The 15,168-nt window shown below is 59.5% G+C and carries 13 protein-coding genes; 11 read left to right on the forward strand and 2 right to left on the reverse strand.

Translation table 11 applies throughout. From position 1 onward, the window contains the following. Nucleotides 1-35: 35 nt before the first annotated feature. The 4 genes from ACRC4F_RS19020 (at nt 36) to ACRC4F_RS19035 (ending at nt 5,222) form a co-directional block, all read left to right on the forward strand. Nucleotides 36-1,142: a hypothetical protein gene (locus ACRC4F_RS19020; protein WP_438660728.1), complete on the forward strand. Its 1,107-nt coding sequence runs from the start codon at nt 36-38 to the stop codon at nt 1,140-1,142. A 76-nt stretch (nt 1,143-1,218) separates the two neighbouring features. Next, nucleotides 1,219-2,508 (forward strand): M18 family aminopeptidase, encoded by a 1,290-nt coding sequence (locus ACRC4F_RS19025; protein ID WP_438660729.1) that lies wholly within the window; start codon nt 1,219-1,221, stop codon nt 2,506-2,508. 291 nt (nt 2,509-2,799) lie between these two features. Next, nucleotides 2,800-2,976, forward strand: coding sequence for a hypothetical protein (locus ACRC4F_RS19030; protein ID WP_178082289.1), 177 nt, complete (start codon nt 2,800-2,802; stop codon nt 2,974-2,976). 77 nt (nt 2,977-3,053) lie between these two features. Next, the gene (locus ACRC4F_RS19035; protein WP_438660730.1) at nt 3,054-5,222 is read left to right on the forward strand and encodes a mechanosensitive ion channel family protein; all 2,169 of its coding nucleotides are present in this window, start codon (nt 3,054-3,056) and stop codon (nt 5,220-5,222) included. Nucleotides 5,223-5,334: 112 nt separating this feature from the next. Here ACRC4F_RS19035 and ACRC4F_RS19040 read toward each other — a convergent pair whose 3' ends face one another. Then, the gene (locus ACRC4F_RS19040) at nt 5,335-6,048 is read right to left on the reverse strand and encodes a UTRA domain-containing protein (protein WP_010456716.1); all 714 of its coding nucleotides are present in this window, start codon (nt 6,046-6,048) and stop codon (nt 5,335-5,337) included. A gap of 349 nt (nt 6,049-6,397) precedes the next feature. On the opposite strand from ACRC4F_RS19040, the gene ACRC4F_RS19045 reads away from it, so the two are divergent. The 6 genes from ACRC4F_RS19045 (at nt 6,398) to ACRC4F_RS19070 (ending at nt 11,750) form a co-directional block, all read left to right on the forward strand. Beyond that, complete coding sequence (locus ACRC4F_RS19045) at nt 6,398-7,462, forward strand: ABC transporter substrate-binding protein (protein WP_438660731.1); 1,065 nt, start codon at nt 6,398-6,400, stop codon at nt 7,460-7,462. A gap of 178 nt (nt 7,463-7,640) precedes the next feature. Beyond that, entirely contained in the window at nt 7,641-8,447 is an 807-nt protein-coding gene (locus ACRC4F_RS19050) for an alkaline phosphatase family protein (protein WP_438660732.1), read from the forward strand. Between the two features lie 5 nt (nt 8,448-8,452). Then, nucleotides 8,453-9,289: an ABC transporter permease gene (locus ACRC4F_RS19055; protein WP_154501365.1), complete on the forward strand. Its 837-nt coding sequence runs from the start codon at nt 8,453-8,455 to the stop codon at nt 9,287-9,289. Further along, nucleotides 9,276-10,076 (forward strand): ABC transporter permease, encoded by an 801-nt coding sequence (locus ACRC4F_RS19060; protein ID WP_438660733.1) that lies wholly within the window; start codon nt 9,276-9,278, stop codon nt 10,074-10,076. Before ACRC4F_RS19055 ends, ACRC4F_RS19060 begins: the two co-directional genes overlap by 14 nt. Next, complete coding sequence (locus ACRC4F_RS19065; protein WP_438660734.1) at nt 10,073-11,062, forward strand: ABC transporter ATP-binding protein; 990 nt, start codon at nt 10,073-10,075, stop codon at nt 11,060-11,062. The genes ACRC4F_RS19060 and ACRC4F_RS19065 overlap by 4 nt, the downstream gene beginning before the upstream one ends. A 34-nt stretch (nt 11,063-11,096) precedes the next feature. Next, nucleotides 11,097-11,750, forward strand: a complete 654-nt coding sequence (locus ACRC4F_RS19070) for an HAD family hydrolase (protein WP_438660735.1) — start codon at nt 11,097-11,099, stop codon at nt 11,748-11,750. Between the two features lie 119 nt (nt 11,751-11,869). Here the strand turns inward: ACRC4F_RS19070 and ACRC4F_RS19075 are convergent, their stop codons facing one another. Next, entirely contained in the window at nt 11,870-12,832 is a 963-nt protein-coding gene (locus tag ACRC4F_RS19075) for a zinc-binding dehydrogenase (protein WP_438660736.1), read from the reverse strand. Between the two features lie 139 nt (nt 12,833-12,971). On the opposite strand from ACRC4F_RS19075, the gene ACRC4F_RS19080 reads away from it, so the two are divergent. Next, nucleotides 12,972-15,053, forward strand: a complete 2,082-nt coding sequence (locus ACRC4F_RS19080; RefSeq protein WP_438660737.1) for a carboxy terminal-processing peptidase — start codon at nt 12,972-12,974, stop codon at nt 15,051-15,053. The last annotated feature ends 115 nt before the right edge of the window (nt 15,054-15,168 follow it).

The raw sequence follows: 15,168 nt of genomic DNA on the forward strand, positions 1-15,168 counted from the left end.
CAGGCAGTGCCCGTTTTAAAAGGATACCCATCCGGATGAGTTGTACCGCTTCTTTGGCAACACCCGTCAAGAAAACCCGAAACCAACTGCTGTACCTGATCTATGGCAATCAGGACGTTTACCGGCGCGAAGCCAAATTCAGTATCTTGACCGCACTGTCCCATGCCAGGAACGGCAAACTCCCCAGCATCAGGATCCTTACGGATCGCCCTCAGGACTACGCCGGCTGGCCGGTGGAAACGGTCACGCTGCCCCAGGAAACCCTGACCCTGTGGCAAGGCGAAAACGGCTATCACCACCGCCGCAAGGCCTGCGCGATTGCCGCAGGCTTGCAGCTCGCGGAAAAAACCCTGTTCGTCGATACCGACACGCTGTTCACCAGCGACCCGAACCTGATCTTCAAACAGATCCAGCCACAGCACTACCTGATGGATCGCTTCGAGTACGACTGGCAGGACGTGTGTGAACGCGACGACTATGTGAAGCTCGGCGGTTGCCTGCGCGCTCATGGCGTCACTGCGGAAAACGGCTTCAAGCTGTACAACAGCGGATTGTGTGGCGTGACCGACGGCGATGCCGCGCTGTTCGAAGAGTCGATCAAACTCATCGACGAATGCACCCGGGACGGCTTCGATATCCACACCATCGAACAGATCGCCCTGTCGTTCGCGATGCGCGACAAACCGGTTCATGAAGCAAAAAAATACATCTATCACTACTTCGCGGAAAAACGTTTTTTCCATGCGATGCAGGCGTATTTCTTCGCTCGGCATGGCGAGCGATTCAGCCTCGAGCTGGTCCAACTGTGCCGTGACGTGCCGCGGGTCAAACCCTTTCCTTCGGCTTGGCAGCGCCTGAAAATCAAATGGAAGCTGCGCAATCAGAGTGGTGCCATGAGAAAGGTCGGTCGCGACCTGCTTTATGGCAGCGCTGCGCCCGATCACCCGTACTACACGGCATGCCGACACGAATGGTGGGAATGTGCCTCACGGGAGATCCTGCGTTGGGACCGCTCTCGTCAGAAAAAGCTGCTGGAAACTCATCAGAACGCCTGGCCCCGGCAGCTGCCCAAGCCCGAAAAGCCTGAAGATGAGCGGATTATCATGAAGTACCTGAAACAGCGGGTAGCGGCTGCAAGCTGACGTGACCTGTTCACGTCATGCCCAAAGGCCCCGGCCAATACGTTAAACTCCCGCCCACTGCTGTCTGGAGCTTCTTATGCGCGAAGAGTTGAACCAAGGCCTGATCGACTTCCTCAAGGCCTCCCCTACCCCGTTCCATGCCACTGCCAGCCTCGTTCAGCGCCTGGAAGCGGCGGGTTTTGTGCGCCTTGACGAGCGCGAGCCCTGGAACACCGAAGCCAATGGTCGTTACTACGTCACCCGTAACGACTCCTCCATTGTCGCGGTCAAGATGGGACGTCATTCGCCCCTGCATGGCGGTATCCGTTTGGTCGGCGCTCACACCGACAGCCCGTGCCTGCGGGTCAAACCCCAGCCGGAACTGCAGCGCCAGGGTTTCTGGCAACTGGGCGTCGAAGTCTACGGCGGTGCGCTGCTGGCGCCGTGGTTTGACCGCGATTTGTCCCTGGCCGGCCGCGTGACGTTCCGCCGTGACGGCAAGGTCGAGAGCCAGTTGATCGACTTCAAGGCGCCGATCGCCACCATCCCGAACCTGGCCATTCACCTCAATCGTGAAGCCAACATGGGCTGGGCCATCAACGCGCAGACCGAACTGCCGCCGATCCTCGCGCAATTTGCCGGTGACGAGCGCGTGGACTTCCGCGCCGTGCTCACCAATCAGTTGGCGCTGGAACATGGCTTGAATGCCGACGTGGTGCTCGATTACGAGCTGAGCTTCTACGACACCCAAAGCGCTGCGATCATCGGTCTGCACGGCGACTTCATCGCCGGCGCCCGCCTGGACAACTTGCTGTCGTGCTATGCCGGCCTGCAAGCCTTGCTGACCGCTGAAACCGACGAAACCTGCGTGCTGGTCTGCAATGACCACGAAGAAGTCGGTTCCTGCTCGGCCTGTGGGGCTGACGGTCCGATGCTTGAGCAAACCTTGCGTCGTCTGCTGCCTGAAGGTGACGAGTTCGTCCGTACCATTCAGAAGTCTTTGCTGGTCTCGGCCGACAACGCCCACGGCGTGCACCCCAACTATGCGGAAAAACACGACGCCAACCACGGCCCGAAACTCAACGCCGGCCCGGTGATCAAGGTCAACAGCAACCAGCGCTACGCCACCAACAGCGAAACCGCCGGGTTCTTCCGCCACCTGTGCATGGCCGAAGAAGTGCCGGTGCAAAGCTTCGTGGTGCGCAGCGACATGGGCTGCGGCTCGACCATCGGCCCGATCACCGCCAGCCACCTGGGCGTACGCACCGTGGACATCGGCCTGCCGACGTTCGCCATGCACTCGATCCGTGAACTGTGCGGCAGCCATGACCTGGCCCACCTGGTCAAAGTGTTGAGCGCGTTCTACGCCTGCCAGGAATTGCCGTAATCCCGGACCCAACGACCAACCTTTGGCGAGGGGATTTATCTGTGGCGAGGGGATTTATCCCCGTTCGACCGCGCAGCGGTCGCAAAGCCAGCGAATGCGGTCTGTCTGAAAGATCGCGGTGCTGGTTTTGGGGCCGCTGCGCAGCCCAACGGGGATAAATCCCCTCGCCACAAAAAGCTTTCTCGCCACACATCCTGAATTTTATGTGTGGTTTATCTATGCCCCACATCACCACCGGTCGCCCAAAAGCCACCTAGACTTAATCCATACCCTCCGACAAGGCAGTCACCCATGATTTCGATGTCCTCGTTCCACGCCATGCTGATCCCCATTCTTGCCGGGATGATCATGCTGGCAATCGGTTTCAATTTTCGCGACAAAAACGCCGGCGTGTTCGCCATGTGGATCGGCATGCTGACGATCCTCGCCACCGTGGTGTTCAAGATCCTCGCCAAACTCAACGAATAAATCCTCCCCTTGGCTCGCATTGGTTTTGACGGGCTCGTACACTCGGTCGATCCGTACATCCCGAGGTTGACCGCCTAGTGTTCGCTCGTCTTTTCGCCCTGCCATGCTTCTTCCTTGTCTGCCTGATGACGCTGCTGCCGATAGCGCCCGCCCAGGCAGTCGGTTTGCCGGGCCTGCTCAACAACTCGGCAAAAACCCAGCCAGAGGCGCAAGAGCCGCTGGGGCAGTCGCTGGACGAAGTCATCAAGTCGCTGGAGAACGATCAGCAGCGCACCAAATTGCTGGCGGATCTGAAGAAGCTGCGCGACGTCACCAAAAAGGCCCAACCGGCCGCCGAAGAAGGCGTACTCGGCCTGATTGGCGGCACGCTGGCCAACTTCGAAAAACAGTTCTCCGGGGCCGGCAGTCCGCTCACGCGCTGGTCGCAGGAGTTTGAGCAGGCCAAGGACGAACTGGTGGCGCTGATGCTGCCGGCCAACGAGTGGCTGCCGATCATCTTTGCCTTCGCCATGATTCTGATGGTCTGGAGTCTGTTGGCCGCGGCGCTGATCTGGGTCGGTCACCGGGTGCGCATGCGTTTCGGCTTGACCGAAGAACTGCCGCAACACCCCAAGGCCCTCGACATGTTGCGCTTCGCCCTGCGCAAACTCGGGCCGTGGCTGATTGCCTTGGTCATTACGGTCTACATGAGTTACGCCCTGCCCTCTTCACTGGGCAAAAGCCTGGCCATGGTGCTGGCCTATGCGCTGGTGGTCGGCACGTGCTTCTCGGCGATCTGCGTGATCGCGTTTTCCTTGCTCGACGGCCCGCATCGCCACCGCGCCTTGTACATCCTGCGGCATCAAGCCTTCAGGCCGTTGTGGCTGATCGGCAGTTTCGCCGCGTTCGGTGAAGCACTGAGTGATCCGCGCCTGGTCGCCAGCCTAGGCAGCCACCTGGCTCACACCGCTGCCACCGTCGCCAACGTGTTGGCCGCGCTGTCCACCGGGTTGTTCATCCTGCGCTTCCGCCGGCCCATCGCCCACCTGATCCGCAACCAGCCGTTGTCCCGGCGCCTGACCCGCCGCGCGCTCAGCGACACTATCGAGATTCTGGGCACCTTCTGGTACGTACCGGCCCTGGTGCTGGTGGGCATCTCGCTGTTCGCCACCTTCGTCTCGGCCGGCGACACCAGCACCGCACTGCGCCAGGCGCTGATCTGCACCGTGTTGCTGGTGTTGTGCATGGTCATCAACGGTCTGGTGCGCCGACATGCGCTCAAACCACAACGCGGCGTGAAGCGTCATGCGCTGTATTCGGAGCGCCTGAAAAGCTTCTTCTACACCCTCGCCCATCTGTTGGTGTGGCTGTTCTTCATCGAACTGGGCCTGCGCGTCTGGGGCATGTCCTTGATCTCGTTCACTGAAGGCGAAGGCCACGAAGTCAGCGTCAAACTGTTCAGCCTCGCCGGCACGCTGATCTTTGCCTGGCTGATCTGGATCCTCAGCGACACCGCCGTGCATCACGCCCTCACCCGCTCGCGCAAAGGCCTGGCCAATGCTCGCGCGCAGACGATGATGCCGCTGATCCGCAACGTGCTGTTCGTGGCGATTTTCATCATTGCGCTGATCGTTGCGCTGGCAAACATGGGCATGAACGTCACGCCCCTGCTGGCCGGTGCCGGTGTGATCGGCCTGGCCATCGGTTTCGGTGCGCAGTCGCTGGTGGCAGACTTGATCACCGGCCTGTTCATCATCATCGAGGACTCCCTGGCCATCGACGACTACGTGGACGTCGGCGGCCACCTCGGCACTGTCGAAGGCCTGACCATCCGCACCGTTCGACTGCGGGACATCGATGGCATCGTGCACACCATTCCGTTCAGCGAAATCAAAAGCATCAAGAACTACTCCCGGGAATTCGGCTACGCGATCTTCCGGGTAGCGGTGCCCTCCAGCATGGACATCGACGAGGCGATCAAACTGATGCGCGACGTTGGCCAGAAGATGCGCACCGACCCGCTGCAACGGCGCAATATCTGGTCGCCGCTGGAGATTCAGGGGGTGGAAAGTTTCGAGTCGGGCAACGCGATTCTTCGGGCTCGGTTCAAGACCGCGCCGATCAAGCAGTGGGAGGTTTCACGGGCGTTCAATCTGTCGCTGAAGCGGCATCTGGATGAGGCCGGGATGGATCTGGCGACGCCACGGATGAGTGTGCAGGTGATTACGGCGGGTGGTGGGCCGCAGAAGGATGTGTCTGCTACTTGATTGATAGGGTGGCTGTCAGGGCCTCATCGCGAGCAGGCTCGCTCCCACTTTGGAATGCATTTCAAATGTGGGAGCGAGCCTGCTCGCGATGGCCACGACGCGGTTTATCTGACTAAACCACATCAACACCCACATGAATCGCATCATGCCGCCAAAACTCCAGGTCACAGTCGATCAACCGTTCATGCTGATCGTAATTGACCCGGGCAATCCGCAACCCCGGGCTCCCCACCGACACCCGTAACGCCGCCGCCGCATCCACCGACAACGCCGTCGGCACGATCTCGAAACGCACCCGACCGTAGTGCAAGTCGTAATGCCTGGCGTACAGCTCGGTGATCGACTGATTCAGATCGAAATCCAGAATCCCCGGAAAATACTGCGGATTCAGGTAGTGCTCCACGTACAACACCAGCCGCTCATCAATGCGCCGCGCCCGGCAAATCTGGATCACGCTGGACAACGCCGGTAACTGCAACCACGCACACACCGCAGCCGACGCCGGTTGCAACCGCGCCGAGATAACCTCGGTCGACGGCACCCGCCCCTGCGCACTGACCATCGCGTGAAAGTGACTGCGCTGCATCAGGTTGTACGCCAGGCGCGGTGGCGACACGAACCAGCCACGACGCTCCTCCCGATAAATCTGCCCTTGGGCTTCCAGTTGCAACAATGCTTCGCGCACGGTAATGCGCGTGGTACCGAACAACTCACTGAGCTTGCGCTCGGCCGGCAGTTTGCTCCCCGGCGCCAACAGGCCATGGTCGAGCTGTTCTTGCAGAACCTGCCCGATGGCTGTCACTGCTTTGGTGGTCTCGATGCGCATCAACGTTACCTATCTGGACTAGACCAGCACTGTTTCGGGGCAGAACCGTGATTCAAACCGGCTCCATCAACTCCCTGCAAGCCTAGGCACTGCTTGTGACTGGCAGATGACAAAGTTGCCGAACGGTTACGCCAGACGCCTGCAAAATCACGGCCAAGTCCTTTCGTATCAGCCCTTTAGCCATGGTCTACGCTTACCCGCAAGCCTGAGCTTTACCGTGTAAGAAATGTAGGCCGACCGATCGTCGACATCAAAATGTCATCAGCGGCGCCTAAATTGGCTCAGGTATTGCTGACCTAGACCAACACAACCGCAATCGCAGCGTTGAAAACGCCCAAAGGAGCTTCGGATGAAAAAGCTTTTCCTGGCATCACTGTTAGGCTCGACCATTGCCATGTGCACCGCCGCCATGGCCGCTGATGATTTGAAAACCCTGGAAGCCGCTGCGAAAGCGGAAGGCGCGGTCAATAGCGTCGGCATGCCCGATGACTGGGCCAACTGGAAAGGCACCTGGGCAGACCTGGCCACGAAATACGGTTTGAAACACATCGACACCGACATGAGCTCGGCGCAGGAAATCGCCAAGTTCGCCGCCGAGAAAGACAACGCCAGCGCCGACATCGGCGACGTCGGCGCAGCTTTCGGCCCGATCGCGGTCAAGCAAGGCGTGGTGCAACCCTACAAGCCAAGCACTTGGGACCAGATCCCGGACTGGGCCAAAGACAAGGACGGCAACTGGGCGCTGGCGTACACCGGCACCATCGCGTTCATCGTCAACAAGAAGCTGCTGCACGGCTCCGAAGCGCCAACCAAGTGGGCTGACCTGAAAACCGGCAAATACAAGGTCTCGATCGGCGACGTGAGCACCGCCGCCCAGGCCGCCAACGGTGTACTGGCCGCGGCACTGGCCAACGGTGGCGACGAGAAGAACCTGCAGCCAGCGCTGTTGTTGTTTGCAGACATCGCCAAACAGGGCCGCCTGTCCATGGCCAACCCGACCATCGCCACGATGGAAAAGGGTGAAATCGAAGTCGGCGTGGTCTGGGACTTCAACGGCCTGAGCTACAAAGCCAAGATGGCCAACCCGGATGATTACGTGGTGCTGATCCCGTCCGACGGCTCGGTGATTTCCGGCTACACCACCATCATCAACAAATACGCGAAGAACCCGAACGCCGCCAAGCTGACCCGCGAATACATCTTCAGCGATGCCGGTCAGATCAACCTGGCGAAAGGCAACGCCCGTCCGATCCGCGCCGAGCACATCACCCTGCCGGCTGACGTGCAGGCCAAGCTGCTGCCTAACGAGCAGTACAAAAAGGTCACGCCGATCAAGGACGCGGATGCGTGGGAAAAGACTTCCAAGGCTTTGCCGCAGAAGTGGAACGAAGAAGTCCTCGTCGAGATGAAGTAATCCTGTAATCCCCACATTGGAGATCCACTGGAGATCCAATGTGGGAGCGAGCCTGCTCGCGATAGCGGACTTACATTCAGCACATATGTTGACTGACACGCCGCCATCGCGAGCAGGCTCGCTCCCACAGGGGGATTAGTTGCGTACCCGAATCATCTGTTTCGCGGAGTTTTGCCCTATGAAGCACAACGTCATCCTTGTCGTGCTCGACGGCCTCAATTACGAGGTCGCGCGCCACGCCATGGGGCACCTGCAGGCTTACGTCGGCGCAGGACGCGCGGCACTCTACAAACTGGAGTGCGAACTGCCGGCCCTGTCCCGACCGCTTTACGAATGCATCCTCACCGGCGTCCCGCCGATCGAGAGCGGAATCGTCCACAACAACGTCTCGCGCCTGTCCAACCAGCGCAGCATTTATCACTACGCCACGGATGCCGGCCTGACCACCGCCGCCGCGGCCTATCACTGGGTCAGCGAGTTGTATAACCGCTCGCCGTTCGTGGCCGCCCGGGATCGTCACACCGACGACCCGAAACTGCCGATCCAGCACGGGCACTTCTACTGGAGCGATCACTACCCGGATGCGCACCTGTTCGCCGACGCCGAAAACCTGCGCCTGCGCCACGCGCCGAACTTCTTGTTGATCCACCCCATGAACATCGACGACGCCGGGCACAAGCACGGCCTCGACACTGCGCAATACCGCAACAGTGCGCGCTTCGCCGACATCTACCTCGCGGATTATCTGCAAGGCTGGCTCGACAGCGGCTATCAGGTGCTGGTGACCGCCGACCACGGCATGAACAACGACCGCTCGCACAACGGCCTGCTGCCGGAAGAACGCGAAGTGCCGCTGTTCGTCCTCGGTGATGCTTTCAGCCTCAACACCAGCGCCGCACCGAAACAGACTGAAATCTGCGGCACCGTCTGCGAACTGCTGGGCGTGGCCCACGACAAACCTGTCTGTCGGGAGCTGCTCAAGTGAACGCCATGACCCGTGGTAAATGGCTGGCAGCCTTGTGCCTGGTGCCTTTCGCCTTGTTCTTTATCGTGTTCGAGATCGCCCCGCTGGTGTGGGTGATGATCAACAGCCTGCAATCGGAAGAGTTCGGCTGGGGCCTGGCCAACTTCACCAAGATCTTCAATTCGAAGTTCTATTTGCAGGCAATCCAGTACAGCCTCGAGATCAGTTTCTGGTCCAGCGTATTCGGCATCATCATCGCGGTGCTCGGCGCCTATTCCCTGCGTCGGGTCGACTCGAAACTGCGTAACTTCGTGAATGCTTTCGCCAACATGACCAGCAACTTCGCCGGTGTGCCCCTGGCCTTTGCGTTCATCATTTTGCTGGGCTTCAACGGCAGCTTCACCATCATGCTCAAGCAGGCCGGGATCATTCAGGACTTCAACCTGTACTCGAAAACCGGGCTGATCATTCTCTACACCTACTTCCAGATTCCGTTGGGTGTGCTGCTGCTCTACCCGGCCTTCGACGCCTTGCGTGAAGACTGGCGTGAGTCCGCCGAACTGCTCGGCGCCAACGGCTGGCAGTTCTGGCGGCACATCGGTTTGCCGGTGCTGACGCCGGCGCTGCTCGGCACCTTCGTGATCCTGCTGGCCAACGCGCTTGGCGCCTACGCCACCGTCTACGCGCTGACCACCGGCAACTTCAACGTGCTGCCGATCCGCATCGCGGCGATGGTCTCCGGCGACATTTCCCTTGATCCGAACCTGGCCAGCGCCCTGGCCGTGGTGCTCGTGGCGTTGATGACCCTGGTGACCATCGTGCATCAGCTGCTGTTGAAGAGGAGCTACCATGTCTCGCGCTGAACTGGGCCCCGTCGGTGTCTATCACCGGGTGGTGGTGTATTTGCTGTTCGCCATTCTGTTGCTGCCGCTGGCCGGGACGTTGATTTACTCGATCTCCAGCAGTTGGTCGGCGACCATTCTGCCCAGCGGCTTTACCTTCAAGTGGTACATCCAGCTGTGGAGCGATCCGCGCTTTCTGCATGCCTTCGGGCAGTCGCTGCTGGTGTGCGTCGGCGCATTGATTCTGTCGGTGGTGCTGATTCTGCCGCTGCTGTTCGTGGTGCATTACCACTTCCCCAAACTTGATGCGCTGATGAACATCCTGATCCTGCTGCCCTTCGCGGTGCCGCCGGTGGTGTCCTCGGTGGGGCTGTTGCAGCTCTATGGTTCGGGTCCGTTTGCGATGGTCGGTACGCCGTGGATTCTGATCGGCTGCTACTTCACCATCGCGTTGCCGTTCATGTACCGGGCGATCACCAACAACCTGCAAGCGATCAACCTGCGCGACCTGATGGACTCCGCTCAGTTGCTGGGCGCCAACACCTGGCAAGCGGCGTTCCTGGTGGTGCTGCCGAATCTGCGCAAGGGTTTGATGGTGGCGTTGCTGCTGTCGTTCTCGTTCCTGTTCGGCGAATTCGTGTTCGCCAACATCCTCGTTGGCACCCGCTACGAAACCCTGCAGGTCTACCTCAACAACATGCGTAACAGCAGCGGCCACTTCACCAGTGCGTTGGTGATTTCCTACTTCTTCTTTGTGCTGGTTCTGACCTGGGCGGCCAATATCTTGAACAAGGACAAAAGCGAATGAGCTATGTCAGCGTCCAACACCTGCAAAAAAGCTATGCCGGCACCACGGTATTCAGCGACATCAACTGCGAGATCCAGAAAGGTGAATTCGTCACCCTCCTCGGCCCGTCCGGTTGCGGCAAATCCACGCTGTTGCGTTGCATCGCCGGCCTGACCTCGGTGGATGGCGGCAAGATTCTGCTCGATGGCGTCGACATCGTGCCGTTGAGCCCGCAAAAACGCGGGATCGGCATGGTCTTCCAGAGCTACGCGCTGTTTCCGAACATGACCGTGGAGCAAAACGTCGCCTTCGGCTTGCGCATGCAGAAGGTCAACGCCGACGACAGCCAGAAGCGCGTCGCCGAAGTGCTGGGACTGGTGGAGTTGAAGGACTTCGCCGCGCGTTACCCGCATCAACTGTCGGGCGGCCAGTGCCAGCGTGTGGCCCTCGCCCGCTCCTTGGTCACGCGGCCACGGCTGTTGTTGCTGGATGAACCGCTGTCGGCCCTCGATGCGCGGATTCGCAAGCACCTGCGCGAACAGATCCGTCAGATCCAGCGCGAGCTCGGCCTGACCACGATCTTCGTCACACACGATCAGGAAGAAGCGCTGACGATGTCTGACCGGATTTTCCTGATGAATCAGGGAAAGATCGTACAGAGCGGCGACGCCGAAACCCTCTACACCGCGCCAGTGGATGTGTTTGCCGCAGGCTTCATCGGCAACTACAACCTGCTGGACCCCGACAGCGCCTCGAAACTGCTGCAGCGGCCGATCAGCCATCGCATCGCGATTCGCCCGGAAGCCATCGAGCTGAGCCTGAACGGCGAGCTTGATGCGCAAGTGCGCAGCCACAGTTTGTTGGGCAACGTGATTCGTTATCGGGTCGAAGCCCGGGGCGTGGAATTGGTGGTGGATGTGTTGAACCGCTCGGCGGCTGATCTGCACCCCGATGGTCAGCGCCTGGCACTTTCCATCGATCCGACTGCCCTGCGTGAGGTAGCCTGATGCCTTTGTTGATGTCGAAGAGAGAACTGCACTGATGGCCCTGGCAATTTTTGATCTGGATGAAACCCTGATCCACGGCGACTGCGCCACCCTCTGGAGCGAGCAAATGGGCCGCCTGGGCTGGGTCGATCCCGAGTCGTTCATGCGTCAGAACAACGAACTGATGGATGCCTACAGCCACGGCAAGCTGCGGATGGAGGACTACATGACCTTCAGCCTGGAGCCGATGATCGGGCGCACACCCGAAGAGGTCGACCATCTGGTCGGGCCGTGGGTGGAAGACTTTATCGAGCCGATCATTTTCAGTGACGCGACAAAAGCCATCGCCGCTCATCGCAAGGCCGGTGACCGGATTCTGGTGATCTCGGCGTCGGGCACGCACCTCGTCAGGCCGATCGCCGACCGTTTGGGCATCGACGAAATTCTCGGCATCGAGCTGGAAGTGTTGCACGGGGTTTACAGCGGCCACACCGTCGGCACCCTGACCTATCGCGAAGGCAAGATCACCCGCTTGCTGGAGTGGCTGGATGCGGAAGAGGAAAACCTGGAAGGGGCGAGTTTTTATTCCGACTCGCGCAACGATTTGCCGCTGCTGTTGAAGGTGGATTTCCCACACGTGGTGAACCCGGATCCGGTGCTGCTCGAACACGCCGAAAAAGCCGGCTGGCCAATCCATCTCTGGAAGTAACGCAAAAACCCTGTGGGAGCGAGCCTGCTCCGGGCGGCGTTCCGACGATGGCGGTGTAACAGCCAACATTTGTGCCGACTGACACTCCGCCATCGCGAGCAGGCTCGCTCCTACATTGATTAAACCAGGCTTGAGTCGATTATCAGCACCAACTTCCCCGCCACCTTATTACTCGCCAACTCCGCAAACGCCGCTTCGGCGTCCTTGATCGGGAATGACTTCGCCAACTGCGGACTCAACCGCCCTTCGGCAAAAAGCGGCCACACATGCTGGCTCAGATCACTGAACAAATCCGCCTTGAACTGCTCATCGCGACTGCGCAAGGTCGATCCCAGCAGTTGCACGCGTTTGGCCAGGACCTGGGCCAGATCCAGCTTCGCTTCACGACCGCCCATCAAACCGATCAGCACCCAACGACCATCGAGCACCAGCATTTTCAGGTTCAGCGCGGCGTAGTTGCCACCGACCGGATCGAGAATCACATCGAACGGCCCCAGATCACGCAAGCTCTCCAGGTCGCCAGTGCGCACAACACCCCCCTGCGCACCCAGTGCTTCGCAGTAAGCCAGACGTTCGGCGGAACCGACGCTGACCCAGCACGGGTTGCCAAAGGCCTTGCACAGCTGAATGGCAGCTGAACCGATTCCACTTGCTCCGGCGTGCAGAAGAACTTTCTCACCCGGTTTGAGCGCAGCCAGTTGAAACAAATTCAGCCAAACGGTCGCATACACTTCCGGCAACGCCGCCGCCTCGGCCAGGGACAAACCTTCGGGGACCGGCAGCACGTGCCGTCCGTCGACAACTACCTCCTCGGCCATCCCGCCCCCGGCCAGCAAGGCGCAGACCCGATCGCCGACCTGCCAGGACGAGCCCGGGCCGACCTCGCTGATCACCCCCGAACACTCAAGACCCAGTACCTGACTGGCTCCCGGCGGTGGCGGATAAAGCCCTGCTTTCTGTAACAAATCGGCGCGATTGAGGCCCGCAGCCGCCACTCGGATCCGAACTTGTCCTACATCGCATGTAGGACTGGGCTCTTCAACCCACTCCACTTGACCTTCCACGCCTTGCAATGCCTTCACAGTGCCTCCATAGTGAGTCTGGACTGAGCCCGTAGCTGTAGCGCCGGGCTTTCTTGCATTATGCGACCGGCCCCTGTGGAACCGGCGACTTCAAAGACGGCCTAATATGCGTGATCAATTGTCCCCGCGTCGAATCAGCATGAAGCATTTTTTACCCAGCACCGCCCTAGCCCTATTCATTGGTATCGGCCTGTTGCCGATGTCGAGCAATACATTCGCAGCCAATAGCTGGGACAAGCTTCAGCCTGATCGTGACGAAGTGATCGCCAGCCTGAACGTCGTCGAATTGCTCAAGCGCCATCACTACAGCAAGCCGCCGCTCGATGACGCACGCTCCGTGATCATCTATGACAGCTATCTCAAGCTTCTGGATCCGTCGCGCAGCTATTTCATGGCCAGCGACATTGCCGAATTCGACAAGTGGAAAACCCAGTTTGACGATTTCCTCAAAAGCGGCGACCTGAACGCCGGGTTCACTATCTACAAGCGCTACCTGGACCGCGTCAAAGCGCGTCTGGACTTCGCCCTTGCAGAGCTGAACAAGGGCGTCGACAAAATCGACTTCACCGCCAAGGAAACCTTGCTGATTGATCGCAAGGACGCCCCTTGGCTGAAATCCACCGCTGAACTCGACGACCTGTGGCGTAAACGCGTCAAGGACGAAGTCTTGCGGCAGAAGATTGCGGGCAAGGATTCCAAGCAGATTCAGGAAACCCTGACCAAGCGCTACAAGAACCAGTTGGCGCGCCTGGACCAGACCCGTGCGGAAGACATCTTCCAGGCGTACATCAACACCTTCGCCATGTCCTACGACCCGCACACCAATTATCTGTCGCCAGATAACGCGGAGAACTTCGACATCAACATGAGCCTGTCCCTCGAGGGCATCGGCGCCGTATTGCAGAGCGACAACGATCAGGTAAAAGTCGTGCGCCTGGTGCCTGCCGGCCCGGCCGACAAGACCAAGCAGGTTGCACCGGCGGACAAGATCATCGGCGTTGCCCAGGGCAACAAAGAGATGGTCGACGTGGTCGGCTGGCGTCTGGATGAAGTGGTCAAGCTGATCCGTGGTCCGAAAGGCACCGTGGTGCGCCTGGAAGTGATTCCGGCCAGCAATGCGCCGAACGACCAGACTTCCAAGATCGTGCCAATCACCCGTGAAGCCGTGAAGCTTGAAGACCAGGCCGTGAAAAAGTCGGTCCTCAACCTGAAACAGGATGGCAAGGACTACAAGCTCGGCGTCATCGAGATTCCGGCCTTCTACCTCGACTTCAAGGCGTTCCGTGCCGGCGATCCGGACTACAAAAGCACCACTCGCGACGTCAAGAAACTGCTGACCGAGTTGCAGAAAGAGAAAGTCGACGGCGTGGTCATCGATTTGCGCAACAACGGCGGCGGTTCCTTGCAGGAAGCTACCGAGCTGACCAGTCTGTTCATCGACAAAGGTCCGACCGTGCTGGTGCGTAACGCCGACGGCCGGGTCGATGTGCTGGAAGATGAAAACCCGGGCGCGTTCTACAAAGGCCCGATGGCATTGCTGGTCAACCGCTTGTCCGCCTCGGCGTCGGAGATTTTTGCCGGCGCCATGCAGGACTACCATCGCGCACTGATCATCGGCGGCCAGACCTTCGGCAAAGGCACCGTGCAGACCATTCAGCCGCTGAACCATGGCGAACTGAAACTGACCCTGGCCAAGTTCTACCGGGTTTCCGGCCAGAGCACCCAGCATCAGGGCGTACTGCCGGACATCGATTACCCGTCGATCATCGACACCAAGGAAATCGGCGAAAGTGCCCTGCCGGAAGCCATGCCGTGGGACACCATCCGCGCGGCGATCAAGCCGGCGACCGATCCGTTCAAACCGTACATCACTCAGCTCAAATCCGAGCATGACGTGCGTTCGGCCAAGGACGCGGAGTTCGTGTTCATCCGCGACAAACTGGCCCTGGCGCAGAAACTGATGGCAGAAAAAACCGTCAGCCTCAATGAAGCCGATCGCCGTGCACAACACGCCGATATCGAAGCCAAGCAACTGGTGATGGAAAACATCCGGCGCAAGGCCAAGGGCGAAGAGCCGCTCAAAGAGCTGAAGAAAGAAGACGAAGACGCGATCGCGGCCGAGCCGGACAAGACCAAGCCAGAAGACGACGCCTATTTGAGCGAGACCGGGCGGATTCTGCTGGATTACTTGAAACTCAACACCACGGTAGCCAAGCACTAAGGCGTTACAAGCAAGATGATGGCAATTTAATGCTGATGCTCTCCGGAGCGTCATCATACAGTCATCATTCTGTCGTGAAATACAGGACTGGGAGCCCTCTTTGCCAAGAGTGTGC

This window comes from Pseudomonas sp. (assembly GCF_051660785.1).
Taxonomy (GTDB): Bacteria; Pseudomonadota; Gammaproteobacteria; order Pseudomonadales; family Pseudomonadaceae; genus Aquipseudomonas.

Coding starts and splice junctions, on each gene's coding strand:
- ACRC4F_RS19020 (WP_438660728.1), top strand. CDS start 36: ATGAGTTGTACCGCTTCTTTGGCAACACCCGTCAAGAAAACCCGAAAC.
- ACRC4F_RS19025 (WP_438660729.1), top strand. CDS start 1,219: ATGCGCGAAGAGTTGAACCAAGGCCTGATCGACTTCCTCAAGGCCTCC.
- ACRC4F_RS19030 (WP_178082289.1), top strand. CDS start 2,800: ATGATTTCGATGTCCTCGTTCCACGCCATGCTGATCCCCATTCTTGCC.
- ACRC4F_RS19040 (WP_010456716.1), bottom strand. CDS start 6,048: ATGCGCATCGAGACCACCAAAGCAGTGACAGCCATCGGGCAGGTTCTG.
- ACRC4F_RS19045 (WP_438660731.1), top strand. CDS start 6,398: ATGAAAAAGCTTTTCCTGGCATCACTGTTAGGCTCGACCATTGCCATG.
- ACRC4F_RS19050 (WP_438660732.1), top strand. CDS start 7,641: ATGAAGCACAACGTCATCCTTGTCGTGCTCGACGGCCTCAATTACGAG.
- ACRC4F_RS19055 (WP_154501365.1), top strand. CDS start 8,453: ATGACCCGTGGTAAATGGCTGGCAGCCTTGTGCCTGGTGCCTTTCGCC.
- ACRC4F_RS19060 (WP_438660733.1), top strand. CDS start 9,276: ATGTCTCGCGCTGAACTGGGCCCCGTCGGTGTCTATCACCGGGTGGTG.
- ACRC4F_RS19065 (WP_438660734.1), top strand. CDS start 10,073: ATGAGCTATGTCAGCGTCCAACACCTGCAAAAAAGCTATGCCGGCACC.
- ACRC4F_RS19070 (WP_438660735.1), top strand. CDS start 11,097: ATGGCCCTGGCAATTTTTGATCTGGATGAAACCCTGATCCACGGCGAC.
- ACRC4F_RS19080 (WP_438660737.1), top strand. CDS start 12,972: ATGAAGCATTTTTTACCCAGCACCGCCCTAGCCCTATTCATTGGTATC.